Genomic DNA, 20,682 nt, shown 5'->3' on the forward strand with positions numbered 1-20,682 from the left:
CCTCTACCGCATGACGCCGCATGACGCCACCAAGCTCCTCGACCTGCCTGCGGACGCCACGCCCGAGCAGGCGGAGGCGCGTTTCCATGAGCTCCGCGCCAAGTTGGAGGACAAGATTGCGAAGGCCCCCACACCCGGCCTCAAGGCCAAGTATCGTGAGACGCTCGACGAGGTCACGCGGGGCTTTGAAACCCTGACGCTCGCCGCGGACGGCTCGGCGCTGCCGGTTGTGCGGCGTGAGCCGCAGACGTCTCACGGCAGAGGGCCGCAGGCGGAGGACGGAGGGCAGAAATCGGACTCTTCAGGTTTCAGGTCTCAGGTTTCAGATCTTCCGGCGAAGTCCAAGGCTGCGTCGAAGGAATTTATCCTCGTCGCGGTCACCGCTGTCGCCGTGCTCGCGGTCGGGGGCTGGTGGGTGATCAAGACCAAGGCGGCCAATGACGAGAAGGCCCGGATCGCCGCCGAATCCCAGGCCGAGGCAGCTAGGCAGGCTGGAGTGGCGAAAGCCGAGGCGGCGCGTCTTGCGGAAGAGTCGCGACTCGCCGCCGAGAGCAAGCGCCGGGCCGAGGAGGAGGAGAAGGCCCGGCTCGCCGCCGTGGCTCAGGCGGAGCAGGTGCGTCGGGAAAAATTACTCGTGACCCTCCGCACGCAGCTGGCGGAGGCCCGGGTGGTCTGGAGCAATTTGGAAACCGAGGCCCGAAATGCCGAGCGGGTGGCCGCGGAATCACGGTCAGATATCCGCAGCCTGCGTGACAGCGCGCCCGGTACCCGAATGGAGATGGAAACCCGCCTCGCCGTCCAAACATCCTACTCCGAATGGCTCGCCGACCATCTTTCCCGACATCCTGTCCGCACACTTCGCGCCCGCGCCGAGGAGTTGGTCTCAGCCAAGTCGGTCGATGACGCGGCTCCGCTCGTCACCGAGTTACTCGACCTCCTGCGGCTCCTGCCGGACGAGGTTGAGCGCGAACGTACCCAGCGTCTCTCCATCACGGGCGCCCTGAATCTCGCGTCCGAGCCCGCCGGCCTGCGTTGGATGGTGAGAGATGCCTTCGGCCGGGAACAGGTCGGGACCACGCCCGCGGCACTACCTGCCGTGGGCCTGGGCCTGGCGGAGGTCGTGATCCAGCGGTCAGGCTGGCCTGACTTCCGGCAGCAGGTGCCGATCACCCGCGCAGGCTCCGCGGAGGTCCGCGCCGTGTTCCCCGCCGTCCCGCTGGAGATTGCCAGCGTTCCGACCGGCGCCAGCGTGCGCCGCGGGCCCGAAGTGCTGGGCCGGACGCCGCTTACCCTCGAGTTGCCGCCGGGAAATTACAGCTTTGAGCTGCTGGCTGACGGGTATCACCCCCAAGTGGCCACCGTGACGCTCCAACCCGGCCGGAACTCCCGGGAACAAGTAACGCTGGCCCCGCTGCCCACCGCCGAGGAACTGGCGGCGGCAGCTTTCTGGCCCTCGCTCACACCGCATGAGTGGTACGGCAAGTTCAGCATTGCTGATCCCATGGGCATCCAGTTCGTCAACCGCGAGACCCTCAATGTTAACATGTATTCCGCCATCGGGTCCGGAGTGGCCGTCTTTCCGGCCGAGATTACGCTGATCGACGCCCCGGGCCGCTTGATCCGGGCCCGCTTTCTCCGACGCATCATCGGTGGCTGGAAAATCGGCGACGAATTTGAACTCCGTCTGATGGGCGATCGCGCGTTGGAATTCACGCTCCTGAAGAACAAGAAAAAGGTGCAGCTTGCACCGCGCTTCTAGGCCTTGCCCCCATGACCACCGCCGACGCCGCCAAGATCCTCGAGCTACCCACTGAAGCTTCGCCCGAACAGGCGGAGGCCCGGTTTCATGAACTCCGGACGAAGCTGGAGGACCGGATCGCCAAGGCGCCCACGCCTGGGCTGAAGGCCAAATATCGCGAAGCGCTTGAAGAGATCACGCTGGCTTACGAGACCCTGACGCTGGCGGCGGATTCCTCCGCCCTGCCAGTGTTGCGCCGGCAAAGCGCCAAGAACGAAGCGCCCGGGGCTAACGCCACGGCGTCCCCGCCGCACGATCCGGTTTCAGGTCTCCCGCCGAAAAAGGCGAAGTCCGGCGGCAAGGAATTCATAGTTGTCGCGATCATCGCCGTCGCCGTCCTTGCACTCGGCGGCTGGTGGGTGATCAAAACCAAGGGCGAGCGCGCTGAGAAAGCGCGGATTGCCGCCGAGGCGCAGGCCGAGGCGGAGCGGCAGGCGATCGCGGCGAAGGCCGAGCGAGAACGCCAGGCCGAGGAGGCGCGGCTCGCCGCCGAGGCACAGAAGCGGGCCGAAGCCGAGGAGAAGGCGCGCATCGCGGCAGCCGCGCAAGCGGAGCAGGAGCGCAAGGAAAAGCTGATGGTCACGCTGCGGACGCAACTCGCCGAGGCGCGGGTGACCTGGAGTGGATTCGAAGCCGAGTCCCGTCTGGCCGAACGGAAGGCCGGCGAGGCCCGCGACGACCTGCGGGCCCTAGGCCAGGCGGAACCGGGGCGGCAGGCGGAGATGGACGCCCGGGCGAGCGCCGCGACCGCCTATGCGGAATGGACGGCGGAGCAGGTGACCCGGCATCCGCTCCGGTTTGCGCTGGTGCGGCTCGATTCCTTGCTGGCCGGCCGTGATCCCGACTTGGCGTCGGTGGAGGCCGAGCAGTTGCAAGCGGCCCTGGAGCAGCTGGCGCAGGCCCAGATTGCAGCACGCCGTGACTTGTTGAGCGTCACCGGCACGCTGCGATTGACCAGCGAGCCGGGTTCGTTCCAGTGGGAAATCCGTGACGCGTTCGGCCGAACGCATCGCGGGCAGACGCCCGGCACGGCGGAGGACGTCGCCGTGGGACCGGCTCTCCTGCGCTTCACCCACGTCGGATGGCCGACGATTGAGCGGACCACAATTGTTCGCCGGGGCCAGACCGAGGATTTTGCCTTAAGCCTGCCCGTGGGTCGGATGGCTCTAACCACGACGCCGGCGAACATCGCCTGGAGCTTGCGCGATGCGCTGGGGCGCGAATTCTCCGGGACGACTCCGGCCCGCGTGGATGAGGTCTCGGTCGGTCGCGCGATCCTGCGTTTGGCCCGCGGCGACTGGCCGCCGCTTGAGCGGGAGGTGGTCATCACGGCAAACGAGGAGCAGTCCCTCGCTGTGCCGCTGCCCACGGGCCAGCTCACGGTCACGAGCGAGCCGGCTGGCGCCGAGGTCCGGGTGGGGGAGACCATCCTGGGGAAGACGCCACTGTTGCTGCGCGACGCACCGGCTGGGCCGGTGACTCTTGGTTTGTATATGGCCGACTACCAACCGGGGGCAGTGAGCGGAGAAATTCCTGCGGCAGGGGAGACGTCCCTGCGTGGCACGCTGGCCGCCTCCCTCGTCGAGGCGAATTATCCTCTGGTCTATGTCGTTCGACAGAAACGCGTGCTCGGCATGGCCGTGAAAGTGAAGATATTGGTGAATGAGCAGGAGCTGTTCTCCCTAGGCAACGGCGACTATCAGATGATCAAGCTCCGGCCGGGTAATTATCGCTTCACGGTGGATCCGTGGGCGTGGGGCCAGAAGAGCGTGCACGTGGACCTTCGCCTGGAGCCTAGGCAGTCGTACTACATTCTAGCCGGGCCAGTGGCCTCGGCGATGAGTTCGTCGGCGTTGATCGAGGCAGTATCCGAGTCGGAAGGACAGGCAGCGCTCAGCGGGCTGGATGGCAATCCCCAGCCGCAATTGCTGGATATCCGCCCGAATTGAGTGATCTCGCGGGCGGGGTCGCCCGTGCTTCAGCTCAGCACCGGTCTTACGCTCGGACGGGCACCTTCTGCAGGAGGGCGTACATCGCGGTGAGGTCGGCCTCGGCCTGCTTGGAGAATTCGCGTGCGACCGACTCGCCGGTGCGGCCGTCGGCGGCGGTGACACTGACACGGCCGGTGCCGTCGTAGCCCATCTCGATGCTGACGGGATGGCCTGACTCAGGGCGGCGGATCGGCCCGAAGGTGAACTGGCCGAGGGTCTCGGGCGGCGTGAATGGGTCCTTTCGTTGCAGCAGTTCGATGGAGAGGGAGGTCTGGCCGGCCTTCTGCGTGTAGAAGGTCTGCTTGGCCGTCGTGGGCACGGGCACGTTCTTCTCGATCATGGCGTGAAAGACGGGCTTCCGCTCCTTTGGGTCGAAGACGCGCAGGCCGAGCTCGTTGCTGGTGACCTGCTGCTTGAGCGGCGGGGCGGCGGTTTTCTTGGCGCCGTAGAACTGCTCAGCGAGGAGGGCTGCACCGTACGCAATGGACGCATGCGGCTGCTCGCGGCGGATGCGGGCGGGCTGGAGGGCGCTCATCTCGCGGACCTTGCGTTCGACGCAGGGCACGAGGCTGGAGCCGCCGGTGAGGATCAATTCGTCGATGTTGTCCCAAGCCAGACTCTGGCTCTTAAGGGCGCGCTCGCAGACCTCCTGGCAGGCCTCGAGCCAAGGCTCGGCGGCGGCCTCGAACTGGGCGCGGTTGAAGGTCACGCGGAGGGACTTGCCGCCGAGGATCACGGGCTTGCTGATGACGTTGGCGCCGGGGGCGGAGAGGGCGATCTTGGACTGGGTGGCGAAGTGCCGCAGGCGTTGCGCGCCCTCGGGATCGTTGCGCGGGTCGGTGCCGTACTGTCCGCGGAACTGATCAGCCACGATGCCCATGATAAGCTCGTCGAAGTTCTTGCCGCCGATGTTGTCGGCGCCCTCGGTGGCAATGGCGTAGAGGCCCTCGGGCGTCGCGCTGAGGATGGTGGCGTCGAGCGTGCCGCCGCCGATGTCGAAGACGAAGATCAGGCGCTCGCCGCCCTTGGTGTTGAGGCCGAAGAAAGTGGCGGCGGCGAGGGGCTCCTCCACGAGGCCGAGAACGGGGATGTCAGCCAGGCGGCCGGCGTTGACCGTGGCCTGGCGCTGGGCGTCGTTAAAATTGGCGGGCACCGTGATGACGGCGCCGGTGATCGGCTCGCTAAGCGCGGCCTCGGCGTCTTCCTTCAGCTTGCGAAGGACCAGGGCGGAAATCGCCTCGGGCGTGTAGGCCTGACCGAGATGGTCGGTGAGCGCGACCTTGCCAGGCTGGCCCATGCTGAGCTTGGCGAAGCGAGAGACGGCCAGGGCGGGTTCCTCCTGGAGCAGTTCCTCTGCGAGGTCGCCGACAATGGCGCCGCGGTCACCGATATGAACGACGGAGGGGGTCTGAAAACGCTGCGGATCGCGCTTGGAGGGGATGAGGGTCGGCGTGCCAGAGGAATTGACGTAGCTGATCAGGGAAAACGTGGTGCCGAGGTCGATGCCGACGATCATGGTGCTAGGGTCGCGGCACCCCGGGAGGGGGCAAGGCGGAAGTTGGGGGAGAGGGGAGGATTGGAGGGTGTGAAGAGCTGAAGGGGTGAGGATGAATAATCCTCAAACCCTCATACCCTCAAACCGTCACCTCCTTGCCGTACGCCCCTCAGAGCCGCTTGATCATGATCTTCGAATTCCGGCCGCTCTCGTCGTAGGTTTTCACGCGGGAGGGCGGGAGGACATCCTTGTCGGCGTCGTCGAAGCCGCACACGGACGTGAAAAAGCTGTAGGCCTGGGTGGAGAGGGCGAGCACAGCCTTGGCTCCACGCTCGGCGGCCTTGAGGCAGGCGAATTCCACCATCTTCAAGCCGATGCCACGGTTGTGGTAGAACGGCATCACGTAGAGGGCGCCGATCTCGGCCAAGTCGGGTTTGTCAGGATAGAGGCGCAGCGAGATGCAAGCGGTGAGGTTCTCGTCGATCTCGAACACGTAGTAGCTGTCGATGTTCTTCTCGATGGCCTGCTGGCTGCGGGCGACGAGCTCCTCGCGCTTCATGCCGGAGCGGGTGAGGTTGTAGATGGCGCGCACGTCGCGCTTCGTGGCCTTGCGGATCTGCTGGTATTCGTTGCCGTAGATCAGTGTGCCAACGCCCTCGTTGGAGAACACCTCGGCGAGCAGGCCGTCGAGCTCGCGGCCGTCGAGCAAGTGGATGCGGGGCGTGCCGGTGTCGATGGCCTTGACGGCGTGGGCCGCCTTGCTCCGCATGGGTTCGTTGATGGACTCGGGCTTCGAGGCGAGGACCTTGCGGAGGGTGTCGACCGAGATGTCGTGTTGCAGCTTCCCGTTGATCTCCAGGCCCAGGCAGGGGGAGAAATAGACGATCTTGGTGGCCTGCAGGGCCTCGGCGATCTCGGCCGCGAGGAGGTCGGAGTTCACGCGGAGGGGCTTGCCGTCGCGGTCGAAGCCGATCGGGTTCACCACCGGCACGACGCCGGCGGTGATGAGCTGCTTGATGAAGTCGCGGTCGACCCGGTCGACGCGGCCGGTGAACTGGTGGTCCACGCCGCGCAGGATGCCAAGGGGCATGGCGCGGATGGCATTGGTGAGCGCGGCCTTGAGCCCGTTGACCGTGAGACCCTCGATCACGAGGTGGGTGACGCGGGAGGAGGCGCGAATGGCAAGGTCGAGCGTGGCGGCGTCGGCCACGCCGGTGCCGTCGGCATCGGTGATCGCGATATGGCGTACCTTGGCGAGCTCCGTGATCTGCTGGCCGATGCCGTGGACGATCACGACCTTGATGCCGAGCGAGTGGAGCACGGCGACATCGGTGATCAAGTTGTCGAAGTTGTCGTCGGCAACGATGCTGCCGTCGAGGGCGATGACGAAGATCTGCCCCTGGAAACGGGGCACGTACTTCAGGATGCCGCGCAGGTCGGTCGGTTTGATGTCGGAGCCGGTGCTCATCGGTGGTGCGTGTTAATCGGGGATCTTGCCCGGTACGTCAAGCCGCGCAGTGCCCGGCGTTGCGCGCCGGCAAGTGACAAGGGCCAAGGATCACGAAACAAGAGCGGCAATTTCACGAGCGCCCTCCGGCGCTCACTTCACCGTGAAGCTCCAGGTCGAACACGGCCCGTTGGCGACGATGCGGACGGTGTAGCGGCCGGGCGGAAGGGATTCGGTGGAGAAGGTCGCCGCGTAGTCGGAATCCTGCCAGCGGTTCATCAGGTCCTTGCCGGGCAGGGCTTCGAGCGCCGGCACGAGGACCAGGTCCTGGCCGCGGTGGAAGAGGGCGAGGGTGCCGATCTGCATCTTGGAAGTGCCGAGGGTCGTGGTGAAATAGAGCGTGTAGTCCCAACCCCGGTTCACGGCGGCGGGGGCGGTGACGCGGTCGATGGAGGCGGGGAGTTTGGGCTTTTCCGCAAAATTGGGATCCAGATCGAGGCCGAGGCCCACCGCACCGCGGGTGATGGCCGCGGGGGTGTCGGTGGGGGCGGGCTTTTCGATCGGCCGGCGGTCATGGACGGGCAGCTTGGACCAACCGGCGGCGAGCAGACGGGCGGTCGTGGCGCGATCCTGGGCGTCCTGATAGGGGCGGTAGGCCTGTCCGGGCTTGCGGAAGTAGAAGTTCACCGCCGTGTAGCCCACGGCGAACACCACGATGGCCAGGACGATCCACTTCATCGGCCAGGGTTTGGGGGCGGGTTTGCCGGGGGCAGCGGTCATTTTCGGCTTTTATCGCGGGGTGGGTGCCGGGAGCGCAAATACAATTGCGCCGCCCCGGCCGGGGTGTTCTCGTGCCGGCTTCATGAAGTATTGGTCGCAGACATATATCCCCACGCTCAAGGAAAGCCCCGCCGATGCGGAGATTGCATCGCACAAACTCCTGCTCCGCGCCGGCCTCGTCCGGAAGCTCGGCGGCGGGCTTTACACCTTCATGCCGGCCGGCCTGCGGGTCATGCAGAAGATCAGCCAGCTGTGCCGCGAGGAAATGGACCGCGAGGGCGCGATCGAACTCGCCATGCCCTTCATTCACCCGGTGGACAACTGGGTCGACGGCCCGCGCTGGAGCGCCGCCCGCGAGATCATGTACCGCGTGGACCACGCCGGCGCCGGCAAGGGCCGCAGCAAGGAGCCGGAATTTGTCCTCGGGCCGACCCACGAGGAGGTCATCACCCCGCTGGTGAAGTCCGAAATCACGAGCTACCGCGACCTGCCCAAGAATTTCTACCAGATCGGCACGAAGTTCCGGAACGAGATCCGCCCGCGCTACGGCCTCATGCGCGCCCGCGAGTTCGTGATGAAGGACGCCTACAGCTTCGATGCGACCGACGAGGCCGCGAGCGCGAGCTACCACAAGATGAAGCGCGCCTACCTGGCGTTCTTCACCCGCTGCGGGCTCAAGACCATCGCCGTCGAGGCCGACACCGGCGTGATGGGCGGCAGCTTCTCGCACGAGTTCATGGTCCCGGCCCCGGTCGGCGACGATGACATCGTGTATTGCGACGAGAGCGGCTACAGCGCCAACCGCGAAAAGGCCACCAGTGGCCTCGTGCCGGCGGACCTCGCTGATGCCGCCCCGGTGGGCGCGACCGAGGAATTCGCCACCCCGGGAATTGTCACCATCGCCGCCCTCGCGGCGGCGGGCGTTCCGGCTGACCAGCAGTTCAAGACCCTCGTCTACATGGGCGACGGCAAACCTTTCCTTGTTATCCTGCGCGGCTGCGATGACCTGGAGGAGGCGAAGCTCGGCGCCCTCGGGTTCCAGCTGTGGCGTCCGGCCACGCCCGAAGAAATCGAGCCCGTCATGGGTGCGAAGCCCGGCAGTCTCGGCGCCGTCAAGGGCACGATCAAGAATCCCGAGGCCCTTGCCGGCATCTTCGCTGACCAGGCCATCCGCCTCATCGGCAACGGCACGACCGGCGCCAACAAGGACGGTTTCCACCTGCGGCACGTCAATGTCACCCGTGATCTCGCGATCACGAAGTTCGGTGATTTTCGCACGGTGCGCGCCGGCGAGCCCGACCCCAAGTCCGGCCAGCCGCTCAAGATCGCCCGCGCCATCGAGGTCGGCCACATCTTCAAGCTCGGCACGAAATACTCCGAGAAGTTCGGCGCGGTTTACACCGACGACCAGAAGCAGAGCCACCCGATGGTGATGGGCTGCTACGGCATTGGCATCAGTCGCACGCTGCAGGCTGTGATCGAACAGAGCAACGATGCCGACGGCATCGTCTGGCCCTGGCAGGTCGCGCCCTGGCAGGTGTTGGTGGTCAACCTCGATCCCCAGGACGCCGCCGCGAGCGACCTCTGCAAGAAGCTGGCGCTGGCCGCCGAGGCCGCCGGAGCCGACGTCCTCGTCGACGACCGGGCCGAGCGTCCGGGCGTGAAATTCAAGGACGCCGATCTGATCGGCCTGCCGCTGCGCCTGACCGTCGGCGGCAAGGGGCTCAAGGAAGGCATCTTCGAAATGAAGTGGCGCACCAGCAAGGACGTGCGCAAGATCCCGATTGCCGATGCGGAAACCACGATCGCCCAGGCGGTCCGGGAAGCTGCCAGCAAAGCATGATCGTAGCCGAGTCCACGCCCCGTCAGAAACAATCGCCGCAAACGGCGGCCCAGACGCAACCCGCGGAAGCCTGGCGGGTCGTGGTGCTCAATGATCCGGTGAACCGCATGTCCTACGTGGTGATGGTGCTGCGGCGCGTGTTCGGTTTCGACGAACCCCGGGCCCGCCAGCACATGCTCCAGGTGCACGAGCAGGGCCGCTCCATCGTCTGGACCGGCACCCGGGAGCAGGCCGAGGCGCACCTTTTCAGCCTGCACCAGTGGCACCTGACGGCGATCATCCAGGCCGATGAAACAAGTTGAGATCAGGCTGAACATCAGCGCGGTCGCGCCGCTGCTGGACATCATCAAGCTGGCCGCCGACGACCTGCGCACGACCTTGGCCATCCCGACTGCCCTGCCGGAGCCCGACGCCGAGTTCAACGACACCTGGACGCAGGACCTGATGGCGGCGCAGAACAGCGACGTGCGGGAACTGCTCGGCCTGTTCGACTCAGACTTTTTCAGCGACGGGGCCATCGCCATCGACTCGAACAACTGCGATTCGCTGCTGCGCGGCTGCTCCGCCCTCCGGCTCCGCATCCTCGCCCGTTGGCTGGCGGAAGTTTCCCCCGAGGTCCTGGAGGATGAGGACGCGCCCGTTGCGCTGATCCCCTTGGAGAAGCGGTTGCCCTTTGCTGCTTACACCTTCCTCGACCAGATCCAGAAGATCATTCTGGAGCACCTGGACCCACTGGGCCTGGAGGGGGAGGGAACCGCCGAGAACGGAGAGCAGAAGGCGGAGGACTGACGGTGTGAGGAGGATATGTTGTGGGTTGATGGTTGTTGGGGCCAGCGACGATCCTGCCGTCCCCGGAAAGCATTCCCGTCCTTGACGGCGGGGGGGAGGTGCCTAGGGTCTGCGCCGACACCCTGCAGTGTTCGAGGTGCCTTAATATACGCTCTTTGCCTTTGTAATCATTTGGGAGCTGCCAACAGCCGTGTGGATGCCAGGCCGTAAACCGGAAGGCTGAAGTGCGGCGGGCGGCGCCCACCTTTAACTTAAAAAGGACATGAGCCCAAAGGCGCACGGCACAGGCGGGGTGTCACTCTTTACCAAACCTACCCATCATGGAACGTCTTCCCTACTACCAGCTGCTGCACATCCTCTCCCTGATCGTCCTCACGGCGCACACCTTCATGGCGTTCGCCAACCCGGCGCCGGAGAACCGCAAGCGCACCATGATGATCACCGGCATCGCCTCGCTGCTGATGTTCATCAGCGGTTTCGGCATGCTGACCATTAACAAGATCCCCTTCGCGAGCACGCCGTGGATCTGGGTCAAGGTCGCGTGCTGGCTCGGCGTCACCGCCATGGCCGGCTTCGCCTACCGCAAGGCGCACCTGCGGGGCGTGCTCAGCCTGGTCACCCTGGTGTTGATCGCGCTGGCCATCACGATGGTGTATTTCCGGCCCTTCGCCGGCTGATTTCGGGTGATGTCCGACCCGCTGTGCGGCCTGTGGATTGACGACGACGGCCGCGCCTGGGTGTGCACGGCGTCGCCTGACGGGAGCCGGCACGAGCGGACGGAGCCTTTCCGGCCCTTTGCGTGGGTCTCCGCGGCCACGCCGGCCGAGGGGATCACGGTGGAGGCCTTGGCGGGCGAGGGCCAGTTCCGGCACCTGATCTATGCCGACAGCCTGGAACGCTTTGAGGCGTACCTGAAGGCCGCCCCCGACGGTACGCAGCGCGATGTGCTGAAACCTTACGAGAGTCAGTGGCTCCTCCAGCAGCGGGGCCGGCTCTACGCGGACCTGCCGTTTGCGCAGCTGCGACGCTGCCAGCTGGACATCGAGACCGGGGCGGCGGAGGCGGGCTCGTTCAGCGACGCACGCAACGCCGGGGACCGGGTGCTCGCGATCGGGTTGTTGTGTGGCGGGCGCCGCGAGTTGCTTACGCTGGGTGAGGAGACCGACGCCGGGGAGAAGGCTCTCCTGCTGGCGTTCAACGCGATGCTGCGGGAGATGGATCCGGACGTGATCGAGGGTCACAACATCTTCAAATTTGACCTCGATTACCTGCGCCAGCGGGCCAAGCGCCACAAGGTGCCCTGCGCCTGGGGCCGGTTTGGGCAGAACGCCACCTTCCGCAACAGCCGCCTGAAGGTGGCCGAGCGGTGGATTGATTTTCCACGGTGCGACCTGCCGGGGCGCACGGTCATTGATACGTATCTACTCGTGCAGCTGCACGACATCACGGCCCGCGAGATGACCGCCTACGGGTTGAAGGACGCGGCGGTGTATTTCGGAGTGACCCCGGAGTCGGGCGAAGGGCGCACCTACATCGACGGCGCGCAGATCCAGCACGCCTTCCGCGAGCGGCGGGAGCAGTTCCTCGCGTACCTGGCGGACGACCTGCGGGAGACCAAGGGCGTGGCCGAGGTGCTGCTGCCGACCTACTACGAGCAGGCGCGGGTGTTTCCGATCCTGCTGCAGGAAGCGGCGCTGCGCGGTACGGCCGGCAAGGTGGATCTGCTCTTTCTCGAGGAGTATTACCACGCCCGGGCGGCGTGTCCGGCCCCGCTCGGGGAGATCGCAACCTTCGAGGGTGGCTTCACCCGCAGTTTCCAGGAAGGGGTGTTCACCCACGTGCTGCACTTCGACGTGGCCTCGCTGTATCCGAGCCTGCTCCTGGCCATCGGCCGTAATCCCGCCGGGGACAGTCTCGGGGTGTTCATCCCGATGCTGCGCCGGCTGCGCGACTATCGCCTGAAGTACAAGCAGCTCGCCAAGACGGCCCCGGAGGCGGCCGAACGTGACGAGGCCCAGGCCCGGCAGACGGCGTTTAAGATCCTGATCAATTCCTTCTATGGCTACCTGGGATTCTCCGCGGCGCGCTTCGGGGATGGCGCCCTGGCGGCGGAGGTGACACGGCGCGGCCGGGAACTGCTGCACGCCCTGATGGCGGAATTCCAGCGCCTGGGCTGCACGATTCTCGAGGCGGATACCGACGGCATCTACCTGGCCTCGACGGAGTATCACGCCCAGCCCGAAGTCCTGCTGGCCCGGGTGGCCACGATCATGCCGCCGGGCATCGAGCTCGAGTATGACGGCCGGTACGACGCGATGTTTTGCTACAAGGCGAAGAACTACGCGCTGGCGGCGGGCGGCGAGATCACCCTGCGCGGCTCGGCGTTGCGATCCCGGGGCATCGAACCCTTCCTGAAACGGCTGGGTGACCGCCTGATCGCCCACGTGCTGGGCGTGGCGGCCGAGTCGCCGGCGGGGGAAGTGGAGCGCCTGCGTCGAAGCATCGCCGAGGGGGCGCACCCGGTGGCCGACCTGGCGAAAGCGGAGACCCTGGGTCAGAATCCCGCGGCCTACGAACAGTTCATCGCCGGTGGCGGCAAGCCCCGGCGGGCCGCGGCCGAGGTGGCCCTGCAGATGAATCCGCGTCCGCGCATGGGCGAACGGGTCAGTTACTACATCGGGGCCAAGGCCAAGGGGCAGACCGCCGACTGGCAGAGGGCCCGTCCGGTGGCGGCGTATGACGCGGCGACGGCGCCCTACGACCCTGTTTACTATCTGGAAAAAATCGACGACTGGCTGGAACGTTATGGACGTTTCTGCGGGATTAAGGCACACACCGATCAGCAGGAAATGAATCTCTGACGATGCGTACCCGGATCTGTCTCTACATATTGTTGCTCACCCCTTTACTCGTCTACTGGCAGACGGTTTTCCACGACTATGGGATGCGCTCGGATTACAGCCACCTGCGGGCTGCCACGGCGGAGCCCGGGCGTCTGGTCAAGTTCTACGCCAGTGAGGGGCGGCCCCTGTATGGCGCGATGCTGGAGACCTCGTATGCCGTCACCAGTGAGGTGTCTCGGCTCAAGTGGCTGCGGTTGTGCAGCCTGCTGCTGCTGACCCTCCTGGGCTTGGTGTTGTGGCGCCAGCTTTACCAATCGGGCTGGAACGAGGTGCAGTCCGCCGGCATCGGGCTGGGGGTACTCCTGTTACCTTCGGCGCAGGTGTTGGCCAGCTGGGCCTCGGGTTGGGCGCAGGCGCTGACGCTGTTGTTGGCCATGGCGGGATTTTCGGCGGTGGAGACGGAAATCGAGCGCGGCGGGCTCAAGCGGTTCGTGGCGCTGGCGGGTGGCGCGATGATCTATGCCGCCGCCAGCCTGATCGCCCCGGCGAACGTCCTTTTTGCCCTGGTGCCGCTGGCCGGCGTGCTCGTGGTGCGCACGGGGCGCGAAATGATGACCGACCGGTCCTGGGTCCTGCTGCACCTCGGGGTCTTGGTGGCTGGTCTGCTGGGCGGATGGATCTTTAGCCAGGGCCTGCTCTCCAGTGGTGATTTCCTGGAAGCCGGACGGTTGCTGCGGCTGGAAACCAATCCCTTCACGAAGCTCGGCTGGTTCCTGGCCAACCCGCTGCCCAATGCGCTGGCGCTGTTCGCCCTCAACGACGATTTCCATGCCCGGGCCATCATCTACTGGGGTTCGGTGGCGCTGGTGCTGGCCATCTTGTACTTCGCCTACCGCAAGGTCACGGCGAAGGGTGATGAAGGCGTGAAGCGCCGCTGGCGTTACTGTCTGATCGCCCTGCCGCTCCTGGTCATTGGCATCACGGTGGTGGCCGCCGACCGGGCCAGCACCTACCGCGTGCTTTTTGCGGTCTGCGGGCTGGTGTTGGTCCTGGTGGCTTTTGCTTTCCGCATCCTGGTGCTCGGGGAAAAGCCGCGGCCCTGGCTGCATTATCCGTTGCTGGCTCTGATTTGGGGCGCCCTCGCTTACGCCGCGCACTTCAATTCCTTCCGCCTGCTGGCCGAGCCCCAAGGTCGCGAATGGGACATCGTGCGCAACGAAGTGCTGCGGGCCAATTTCAACCAGAAGCTCCGGGTGCACCTGATTACCCCGGGGGTGGAGGACCGCTCCACCAAGCGCATCTACGGTGACGAATTCGGCTCCCTGTCCAGTTCCGACCCGCAGGTGGCGACGGAGATGTTCAAGGCGGCGGTGCGCGAGCGCTTTGGCAGCCGCCCACCTCGGGAAAGCACCTATCCGATCACCGCCGGCCCGACCGCCCCCGCGAGTGGCGAAAGCGACCTGGTGATCGACCTGCGCCGGCTCAAGAGCTACCGGGAGTAGGGCAAGAATAGGAGGTGAGGGTGTAAGCTGAGGATTTCAAATCCTCGCACCCTCACACCCGCCAACCCTCGGCTTTTCAGGCCCCACTCAAATCCGTCTTGTTGAGCGGCCAGACGCGAATCCGTTTGCCGGTGGCGGCAAAGAGGGCGTTGGCGACGGCGGGCATCACCACCGGGTAGGGCGGCTCGCCGAGGCCGGTGGGGGGATTCGCGCTTTGGATGAAATGGACCCCGACCTTCGGCGCCGCGTTGATGCGCAGCAGGGGGAAATCGTGGAAGTTGCTCTGCACGGCGCGACCTTCGTCGAAGGTCATCTCCTGCAGCCAGAACGCACCAAGGCCGTCCATGACGGAGCCCTCGACCTGGTTTTCCGCGCCGCTGAGGTTGATGATCGGGCCGACGTCGCTGGCGCAGGTGACCTCCTTGACCGTGAGCGTGCCCTCGGGCGTGACCGCGACGTGAGCCACCATCGCGACATAGCCGGAGTGACTGAAGTGGAACGCGACCCCGCGGCCCTCGCCCTTGGGCAGGGGCGTACCCCAGCCGGATTTCTCCGCGGCGAGACGGATGACACCCTTCATGCGGCCCGTGTTGTACGGCGCGCCGCGCTGGCCCTCACTGGGCGGGACGACCCGGTCCTCGCCGAGCAGATCGAGACGGAACTGGACCGGATCGCGTCCCGCCGCGTGGGAGAGTTCGTCGATGAAACCCTGGATCGCAAAGCAGAAGCCGTTGCTGCGGGGGGCGCGCATCGGTCCCGTGGGGATCATGGTGAGCATGATCGTCTGCTCGAGGCGGTAGTTCGGGACAAAGCGCGCGGGCAGTTCGTCGAAGCCGAGGTCGGCGCCGGAGGCGGTCCGCTCGGTGTTTTTGAAACCAAAGGTCACGAAATGATTGTGCCAGGCGACGAGCTTGCCCGAGGCATCCACGGCGCCCTTGAAGAAATGCCAGCCGCCGGGGCGGTGGTAACAGTCCTGGCGCATATCATCCTCGCGGGTCCAGGTGAGCTTAACCGGGGCGCCGTTGGTGCGCAGCGCGATGGCCGCGACCTCGGCCATGTAGTCGTTGGCCAGCCGGCGGCCGAAGCCGCCGCCGCCACGTACGAAGTTGAGTTTCAGTTTCTCCTTCGGGATCTTGACGGTGTTGGCCACGAGTTCCTGGCCGCCACCGGGGGTCTGGGAGGTGGTCCAAAACTCGATGCCGTCGTCCTTGGCCCAGGCGGTGCAGCCCTGCGGCTCAAGCGTGGCGTGGTTCAGGAAGGGGTAGTAGTACGCGCCCGCGGCTTGGTAAGGGGCGGCGGCGATCGTGGCGGCGGCATCGCCGTCGTTGCGCACGGGCTTGCCCTCGGTTGCGCCGAACTCGGCCGCTTTCGCTGCATAGGCTTCGCTGCCATGGCCGACGCCGGCGCTTTCGTCCCACTCGACATTGAGCAGCTTCTTGGCCGAAAACGCGGCCCAGGTGGAGGTGGCAATGATGGCCACGCCGGGCTTCAGGCCATTGATGTTGTCGGTGCCCTCGAGGACAAAGCAGTCGAGGACGCCCGGCAGCTTCTTGATGCGCTCGGTGTTGGCGCTGATGACCTTGCCGCCGTAGACCGGGCACTTCTCGTAGGCCGCGTACACCATGCCGGGGAGTTGCTGGTCGATGCCGAAGAGGGGCTTGCCGGTGACGATGGCGGGATTGTCCACGCCACCGACGCGGGAACCCATGATGCGGAACTCGCCCTCTTTCTTGAGGCGGACGGTCTTCTCATCAGGAATGGGCAGGGTGGCGGCCTTGGTGGCGAGCTCGCCGTAGGTGGCGCTACGGCCGGAGGCGGAGTGGATGACCCGGCCCTTCTCGGTCGTGAGCTGGTCGGCCGGCACGCCCCAGGTCTGGGCCGCGGCCTCGATGAGCATCACGCGGGCGGTGGCTCCGGCCACGCGCAGGCGCTGGTAGTTGTCGGGCGTGGAGCGACTGCCGCCCGCAAACTGGGCGCCGACGTCGCCGCGCAGCCCGGCCTGCTCGACCACGATGGTGTTGAAGTCCACGTCGAGCTCATCCGCCACGATCATGGGCAGGTGGGTCTTCACGCCCTGGCCGGTCTCGGGATTCTTCGCCAGGATGGTGATGATGTTTTCCGGCGTGATCCGGATAAAGGGATTGGGCGTGAACTGCGTGGCGGTGCCGTCGAGCATGTTCGTGGCCTGGGCCAGGACGGTGCCCGGCAGCACGAAGCCGATGGCGAAGCCGCCGCCGGCGAGGGCGGTGACGCGAAGGAAGTCCCGGCGGCCATAGACCGCCACACCTGGATTGGTTTGCGGCTTCATGATTGAGCTCCCTTGGCCGCCATGAGGGCGGCATCCTTGATGGCAGCGCGAATGCGGACGTACGTGCCGCAGCGGCAGAGATTGCCCGCCATCGCGGCGTCAATGTCGGCGTCGGTGGGCGAGGGCGTTTGCTTGAGGAGGGCGGCGGCGCTCATGATCTGGCCGGACTGGCAGTAGCCGCACTGGGGGACGTCGTGGTCGCACCAAGCTTTTTGCAACGGGTGGGCGCCGGCGGGGTCGAGGCCCTCGATGGTGGTGATGGGCGTGTTGCCGATGGCGGAGACGGGCAGCTGGCAGGAGCGGACCGGTACGCCGTTGAGGTGAACGGTGCACGCGCCGCACAGGCCCATGCCGCAGCCGTACTTGGTCCCGAGGAGGTTGAGGCTGTCACGCAGTGCCCAAAGCAACGGCGTATCCGCCGCAACCGTGATGGTGTGGGCCTGCCCGTTTACTTTCAGAGTGTAGGTGGGCATGGGGGGAAAAGCTGAGTTCACGGTGCCCAGACAGGTAGCGGCGTCAAATGCGCAGATGTTCCGGCGCTCCAGGCCAACGGATATCGAACGCCCGGAAGGTTCGTCCCCACGCAGGACGGTGTGCCTGTTTCGAGAGGAAGGAGAGGGGAAGCGTACTCCACAGATCGGGCCGCCACTCGTAGCGCAGCGGCTGGCTGTGAAAAATATTCATTGGCCTGACGGACGGGCTTCGCGCCGTACCACTCGCCAACCCGCCCGTCTCCGGGGGCAAGGCTCCTGGAACTCCGGCCAATCCACCGCCAACCCATCACCCGGTTATTTTCGGGCGATCCGCTGCTCCACCCAGTCGATCGTGGCATTGTCGTCACCGAGGTTGCGCCAGACCAGGGAGAGGAACTCGGCCGGATGGATGTCGTGGGTGCGGAAGAAGGCGCGGTCGCCCCCGCAAGAGTACATCAGGTTTGAGGGCAGTTCGCCGCGGAGCTTGGCCTTGGTCTTGGGGATGAGGCGGGGCAGCCACTCAATGCCGCGGACGGCGGCGGATTTGGCCGGTAGGGCGCCAGCGTCGACGATAGTGGTCGAAGGCTTGGCGCCTTGGACGCTCAAAAAGTAGTCACGGCGGACGAGTTCGATGGCGAGGGCGCGGTCATAGCCAGGCTCACCATAACCGTGGTGGTCCTCGGCGTAGTCGAAGAGGTTCTGGACGGTGATCCCGTTGGCCGCGAGGAAGGCGCGTTCCGCGGCATTGAAATACTTCGTCTGGTCCGTGACCCCGGAGCCGTAGAGTTGCACGGCCTGATCGTAGAGTGCGCGGAATTTGTCGGCAAAGTCGTAGTGTTTCATGAGGAGATAGAGGAGAAGGACCTAGTAACAGGTATCAAGTAACAAGAGGAGAAAAGGCGAAAAGCCAAACGGCTAGACGGTGAGGGCGAGGAGGCCACGCTTTGAAACTTATTCCCTCACCCGGCCTATCCTTGCATGCCGCAGACACGGGCGACCATTTGAGGTTTGGCCTTTTTCCTTTCCCCGGCGTAAGTGGGATCTCGGCCGATGTCATTTTCCTTTCATGCCAAACCCTACCGCCTGCCCCTGAAGGCGCCCCTGCGGACCGCCCATGGGTTGTGGCAGGAGCGCGAGGGGCTTCTGGTGCGGCTCGAGGCGGCGGACGGACGGGTGGGATTCGGGGAGATTGCCCCGATTCCGTGGTTCGGGACTGAGACGCTGCCCGAGGCTCTAGAAATCTGCGGGAAGCTCGGGGACAAAGTGCCTGCCGACGTGCTGGCGGTGGTGCCGGAGCGGATGGGCTGCGTGCGGTTCGCTTTGGCGGAGGCCCTACGACAAAGCTCAGGGCAGGCGTTGGAAGAAGGGAGGCGCGTCCCGCTCACGGCCTTGCTGCCGGCCGGTCGGGGGGCAACTGAAGTATTGCTGGCGCGGCTCGAAGCCGGGTGGCTGTCCTTCAAGTGGAAGGTCGGAGTGGGGGACATCGACGAGGAACTCGGTCTGCTCGATGAGCTCATCGAGCGGCTGCCGGCCTACACGAAGCTGCGGCTTGATGCCAACGGGGCGTGGACCCGGCGGCAGGCGGCGCGCTGGCTGGAGCGCTGTGCGGAACGGCCCGTGGAATTTGTGGAGCAGCCTGTCGCGCCCGCGGATGAGGACAGCCTGATGGGGCTGGCGCAGGATTTTCCCGTTACCCTTGCCTTGGATGAATCCGTGGTGCGGCTGGCGCAGGCGAGGGTCTGGCAGGCTCGGGGTTGGCCGGGCGTGTTTGTCATCAAGCCGGCTTTGGCCGGACCGTTGGATGACACGATTTCCTGGGCGATCGAAACCAAGGCCGACGTCGTGTGGTCAAGCGCCATCGAGACTGCGCTGGGACGGGCGGCGATCCTGCGGGGAATTTTCGGCGCCGATCCGGCAGTCCTGCAGCGTTCCCCCGGGTTTGGTGTCGGGGAGCTTTTCGGCGACAGGCGCTGGGATGGCCCGTTCACCGGCCCGTTGCTGGATGGCGAGTGGATGACCGGGGTGAATCCGGCGGAGATGTGGGGGAACCTGCCATGACCCGCGCTGAATTGGCCCGGTTGCTGGGTGGCGTCGCCGCGCCGGGCGGGCAACGCCGGGTGATTGCGGAAGCGGATCCGCGCACATTCATGGCCGCCTTTGCGTCGGCCGTGCACGGAAACGGGGAAGTCTTTCTGGGCAACCCCGACTGGGGTGCCGTTGAACTGCGCCAGTTCGATGAGCTCTTGCGGCAGAAACCTGAGACCGGAACAGAGCCGACCGAGCCCACGTCCGCGGATGGCGGGCTTGCCGCGCCGAAGCCCCACCGGGGCGAAGGCGGGTGGCTGATGATACCGACCGGTGGTACCAGCGGGCAGGTGCGGTTTGCCCGGCACGATGCCGCGTCGATCAGCGCGGCAGTCCGGGGATTCATGGCCCATTTTGAATTGTCGCAGGTCAATGCGGTCGGGGTGCTGCCACTGTACCATGTGAGCGGCCTGATGGCTTGGATGCGCTGCGCGCTGACCGGCGGGCAGTACCTGCCGCTGGATTGGAAGGCGCTGCAGGCTGGTCTTTGGACCGCGTTGCCCCACCAGACCGAAGGCTGGACGATCTCGCTCGTGCCGACCCAGCTCGAGCGGTTGCTGCGGCAGGCGGGGGCGGTCGACTGGCTGCGGCAGTTTCGGATCATTTTTCTAGGTGGCGCCCCGGCGTGGCCGACTCTCCTCGACCAAGCGGCCTCGCTCCGGCTTCCGCTCTCACCGGGGTATGGCATGACGGAAACCGCCGCGATGATCGCGGCGTTGCGGCCGGCAGAATTCCTGGCCGGCACGCGGAGCAACGGCTCGCTGCTGCCGCATGCGCGCCTTGCTTTCGACGCAGAGGGCACGATTGCCATCGGCGGGGAGTCGGTATTTCGCGGCTACTGGCCCGCATGGCGGGAACCGGGTGATTTTGTCACGCAGGACGCCGGCTCGATGGACGGGCAGGGCCATCTGCACGTGAGCGGGCGGCGCGACGCCGTCATCATCACCGGCGGCGAGAAGGTGAACCCAGCCGAGGTGGAGGCGGTCCTGCGGGACACCGGGGCTTTTGCCGATGTCGTGGTGTTTGGGGTGCCCGACGCGGAATGGGGTGAAAGCGTCGTGGCGGCCTACCCGGGGCCGGCCATCGACGTGGCGCGGGTGGAGCGGGCGCTGGCCGGGCTGCTTTCGCCGGCGAAGCGGCCCAAGCGTTTCGTCGCCCTGGCCGACTGGCCGGTCAACGCGCAAGGGAAGCTTAATCGGGGTGAAGTGGCGAGGAGGGCGGGAATGCAGAAACCCGAGGCCTGAGGGTAAAAGCCAGGGAGGATGGAGCAGATGACTCAGCCTCAAAAATTCAGGTTTCAGGTTTCAAGTTTCGGGTTTCGGCCTTAT

Annotated in this window: 16 protein-coding genes and 1 other RNA gene; 11 read left to right on the forward strand and 6 right to left on the reverse strand. The window is 65.9% G+C overall.

Features of this window, described 5'->3' with window-relative positions:
• Window positions 1-10 precede the first annotated feature (10 nt).
• Both Verru16B_RS14250 and Verru16B_RS14255 read left to right on the forward strand, forming a co-directional pair.
• On the forward strand, window positions 11-1,759 hold the full coding sequence (locus tag Verru16B_RS14250; protein ID WP_069962906.1) for a PEGA domain-containing protein: 1,749 nt from the start codon (window positions 11-13) through the stop codon (window positions 1,757-1,759).
• A gap of 11 nt (window positions 1,760-1,770) precedes the next feature.
• Entirely contained in the window at window positions 1,771-3,747 is a 1,977-nt protein-coding gene (locus Verru16B_RS14255) for a PEGA domain-containing protein (RefSeq protein ID WP_069962907.1), read from the forward strand.
• A 46-nt stretch (window positions 3,748-3,793) separates the two neighbouring features.
• On the opposite strand, the gene Verru16B_RS14260 is transcribed toward Verru16B_RS14255, so the two are convergent.
• The 3 genes from Verru16B_RS14260 to Verru16B_RS14270 all read right to left on the reverse strand — a co-directional run bounded on the left by Verru16B_RS14260 (window position 3,794) and on the right by Verru16B_RS14270 (window position 7,511).
• Entirely contained in the window at window positions 3,794-5,305 is a 1,512-nt protein-coding gene (locus Verru16B_RS14260) for an Hsp70 family protein (RefSeq protein WP_069962908.1), read from the reverse strand.
• A gap of 148 nt (window positions 5,306-5,453) precedes the next feature.
• Complete coding sequence (argA, locus tag Verru16B_RS14265) at window positions 5,454-6,752, reverse strand: amino-acid N-acetyltransferase (RefSeq protein WP_083270370.1); 1,299 nt, start codon at window positions 6,750-6,752, stop codon at window positions 5,454-5,456.
• Between the two features lie 132 nt (window positions 6,753-6,884).
• A complete protein-coding gene (locus Verru16B_RS14270) occupies window positions 6,885-7,511 on the reverse strand; it encodes a hypothetical protein (RefSeq protein ID WP_069962909.1) in 627 nt (208 codons plus the stop codon).
• 82 nt (window positions 7,512-7,593) lie between these two features.
• Here Verru16B_RS14270 and Verru16B_RS14275 point away from each other — a divergent pair, with 82 nt between their 5' ends.
• From Verru16B_RS14275 to Verru16B_RS14305, 7 genes are all read left to right on the forward strand, one after another.
• A complete protein-coding gene (locus tag Verru16B_RS14275; RefSeq protein ID WP_069962910.1) occupies window positions 7,594-9,354 on the forward strand; it encodes a proline--tRNA ligase in 1,761 nt (586 codons plus the stop codon).
• Entirely contained in the window at window positions 9,351-9,656 is a 306-nt protein-coding gene (locus tag Verru16B_RS14280; protein ID WP_069962911.1) for an ATP-dependent Clp protease adaptor ClpS, read from the forward strand. Before Verru16B_RS14275 ends, Verru16B_RS14280 begins: the two co-directional genes overlap by 4 nt.
• Window positions 9,643-10,143 carry a hypothetical protein gene (locus tag Verru16B_RS14285; RefSeq protein ID WP_069962912.1) on the forward strand — a complete coding sequence of 167 codons (501 nt, stop codon included), beginning with the start codon at window positions 9,643-9,645 and terminating at the stop codon, window positions 10,141-10,143. Before Verru16B_RS14280 ends, Verru16B_RS14285 begins: the two co-directional genes overlap by 14 nt.
• A gap of 116 nt (window positions 10,144-10,259) precedes the next feature.
• Window positions 10,260-10,441: non-coding RNA, 6S RNA (gene ssrS / locus Verru16B_RS14290), on the forward strand.
• A 22-nt stretch (window positions 10,442-10,463) separates the two neighbouring features.
• The gene (locus Verru16B_RS14295) at window positions 10,464-10,820 is read left to right on the forward strand and encodes an OpgC domain-containing protein (protein ID WP_069962913.1); all 357 of its coding nucleotides are present in this window, start codon (window positions 10,464-10,466) and stop codon (window positions 10,818-10,820) included.
• Between the two features lie 9 nt (window positions 10,821-10,829).
• Window positions 10,830-13,004: a DNA polymerase domain-containing protein gene (locus tag Verru16B_RS14300; protein WP_069962914.1), complete on the forward strand. Its 2,175-nt coding sequence runs from the start codon at window positions 10,830-10,832 to the stop codon at window positions 13,002-13,004.
• Window positions 13,005-13,006: 2 nt separating this feature from the next.
• Window positions 13,007-14,488: a hypothetical protein gene (locus Verru16B_RS14305; RefSeq protein WP_069962915.1), complete on the forward strand. Its 1,482-nt coding sequence runs from the start codon at window positions 13,007-13,009 to the stop codon at window positions 14,486-14,488.
• Between the two features lie 76 nt (window positions 14,489-14,564).
• On the opposite strand, the gene Verru16B_RS14310 is transcribed toward Verru16B_RS14305, so the two are convergent.
• The 3 genes from Verru16B_RS14310 to Verru16B_RS14320 all read right to left on the reverse strand — a co-directional run bounded on the left by Verru16B_RS14310 (window position 14,565) and on the right by Verru16B_RS14320 (window position 18,112).
• A complete protein-coding gene (locus tag Verru16B_RS14310) occupies window positions 14,565-16,796 on the reverse strand; it encodes a xanthine dehydrogenase family protein molybdopterin-binding subunit (protein WP_069962916.1) in 2,232 nt (743 codons plus the stop codon).
• A complete protein-coding gene (locus tag Verru16B_RS14315) occupies window positions 16,793-17,269 on the reverse strand; it encodes a (2Fe-2S)-binding protein (RefSeq protein ID WP_069962917.1) in 477 nt (158 codons plus the stop codon). The genes Verru16B_RS14310 and Verru16B_RS14315 overlap by 4 nt, the downstream gene beginning before the upstream one ends.
• A 315-nt stretch (window positions 17,270-17,584) precedes the next feature.
• Window positions 17,585-18,112 (reverse strand): DUF5069 domain-containing protein, encoded by a 528-nt coding sequence (locus Verru16B_RS14320; protein WP_069962918.1) that lies wholly within the window; start codon window positions 18,110-18,112, stop codon window positions 17,585-17,587.
• Between the two features lie 207 nt (window positions 18,113-18,319).
• Between Verru16B_RS14320 and Verru16B_RS14325 the strand changes: the two genes are divergently transcribed.
• Complete coding sequence (locus Verru16B_RS14325) at window positions 18,320-19,327, forward strand: o-succinylbenzoate synthase (protein ID WP_069962919.1); 1,008 nt, start codon at window positions 18,320-18,322, stop codon at window positions 19,325-19,327.
• Complete coding sequence (locus Verru16B_RS14330; RefSeq protein WP_069962920.1) at window positions 19,324-20,598, forward strand: AMP-binding protein; 1,275 nt, start codon at window positions 19,324-19,326, stop codon at window positions 20,596-20,598. The genes Verru16B_RS14325 and Verru16B_RS14330 overlap by 4 nt, the downstream gene beginning before the upstream one ends.
• The last annotated feature ends 84 nt before the right edge of the window (window positions 20,599-20,682 follow it).

It is taken from the genome of Lacunisphaera limnophila (genome assembly GCF_001746835.1).
In the GTDB taxonomy this organism is placed as follows: domain Bacteria; phylum Verrucomicrobiota; class Verrucomicrobiia; order Opitutales; family Opitutaceae; genus Lacunisphaera; species Lacunisphaera limnophila.

Coding starts and splice junctions, on each gene's coding strand:
- Verru16B_RS14250 (WP_069962906.1), top strand. CDS start 11: ATGACGCCGCATGACGCCACCAAGCTCCTCGACCTGCCTGCGGACGCC.
- Verru16B_RS14255 (WP_069962907.1), top strand. CDS start 1,771: ATGACCACCGCCGACGCCGCCAAGATCCTCGAGCTACCCACTGAAGCT.
- Verru16B_RS14260 (WP_069962908.1), bottom strand. CDS start 5,305: ATGATCGTCGGCATCGACCTCGGCACCACGTTTTCCCTGATCAGCTAC.
- argA (WP_083270370.1), bottom strand. CDS start 6,752: ATGAGCACCGGCTCCGACATCAAACCGACCGACCTGCGCGGCATCCTG.
- Verru16B_RS14270 (WP_069962909.1), bottom strand. CDS start 7,511: ATGACCGCTGCCCCCGGCAAACCCGCCCCCAAACCCTGGCCGATGAAG.
- Verru16B_RS14275 (WP_069962910.1), top strand. CDS start 7,594: ATGAAGTATTGGTCGCAGACATATATCCCCACGCTCAAGGAAAGCCCC.
- Verru16B_RS14280 (WP_069962911.1), top strand. CDS start 9,351: ATGATCGTAGCCGAGTCCACGCCCCGTCAGAAACAATCGCCGCAAACG.
- Verru16B_RS14285 (WP_069962912.1), top strand. CDS start 9,643: ATGAAACAAGTTGAGATCAGGCTGAACATCAGCGCGGTCGCGCCGCTG.
- Verru16B_RS14295 (WP_069962913.1), top strand. CDS start 10,464: ATGGAACGTCTTCCCTACTACCAGCTGCTGCACATCCTCTCCCTGATC.
- Verru16B_RS14300 (WP_069962914.1), top strand. CDS start 10,830: ATGTCCGACCCGCTGTGCGGCCTGTGGATTGACGACGACGGCCGCGCC.
- Verru16B_RS14305 (WP_069962915.1), top strand. CDS start 13,007: ATGCGTACCCGGATCTGTCTCTACATATTGTTGCTCACCCCTTTACTC.
- Verru16B_RS14310 (WP_069962916.1), bottom strand. CDS start 16,796: ATGAAGCCGCAAACCAATCCAGGTGTGGCGGTCTATGGCCGCCGGGAC.
- Verru16B_RS14315 (WP_069962917.1), bottom strand. CDS start 17,269: ATGCCCACCTACACTCTGAAAGTAAACGGGCAGGCCCACACCATCACG.
- Verru16B_RS14320 (WP_069962918.1), bottom strand. CDS start 18,112: ATGAAACACTACGACTTTGCCGACAAATTCCGCGCACTCTACGATCAG.
- Verru16B_RS14325 (WP_069962919.1), top strand. CDS start 18,320: ATGTCATTTTCCTTTCATGCCAAACCCTACCGCCTGCCCCTGAAGGCG.
- Verru16B_RS14330 (WP_069962920.1), top strand. CDS start 19,324: ATGACCCGCGCTGAATTGGCCCGGTTGCTGGGTGGCGTCGCCGCGCCG.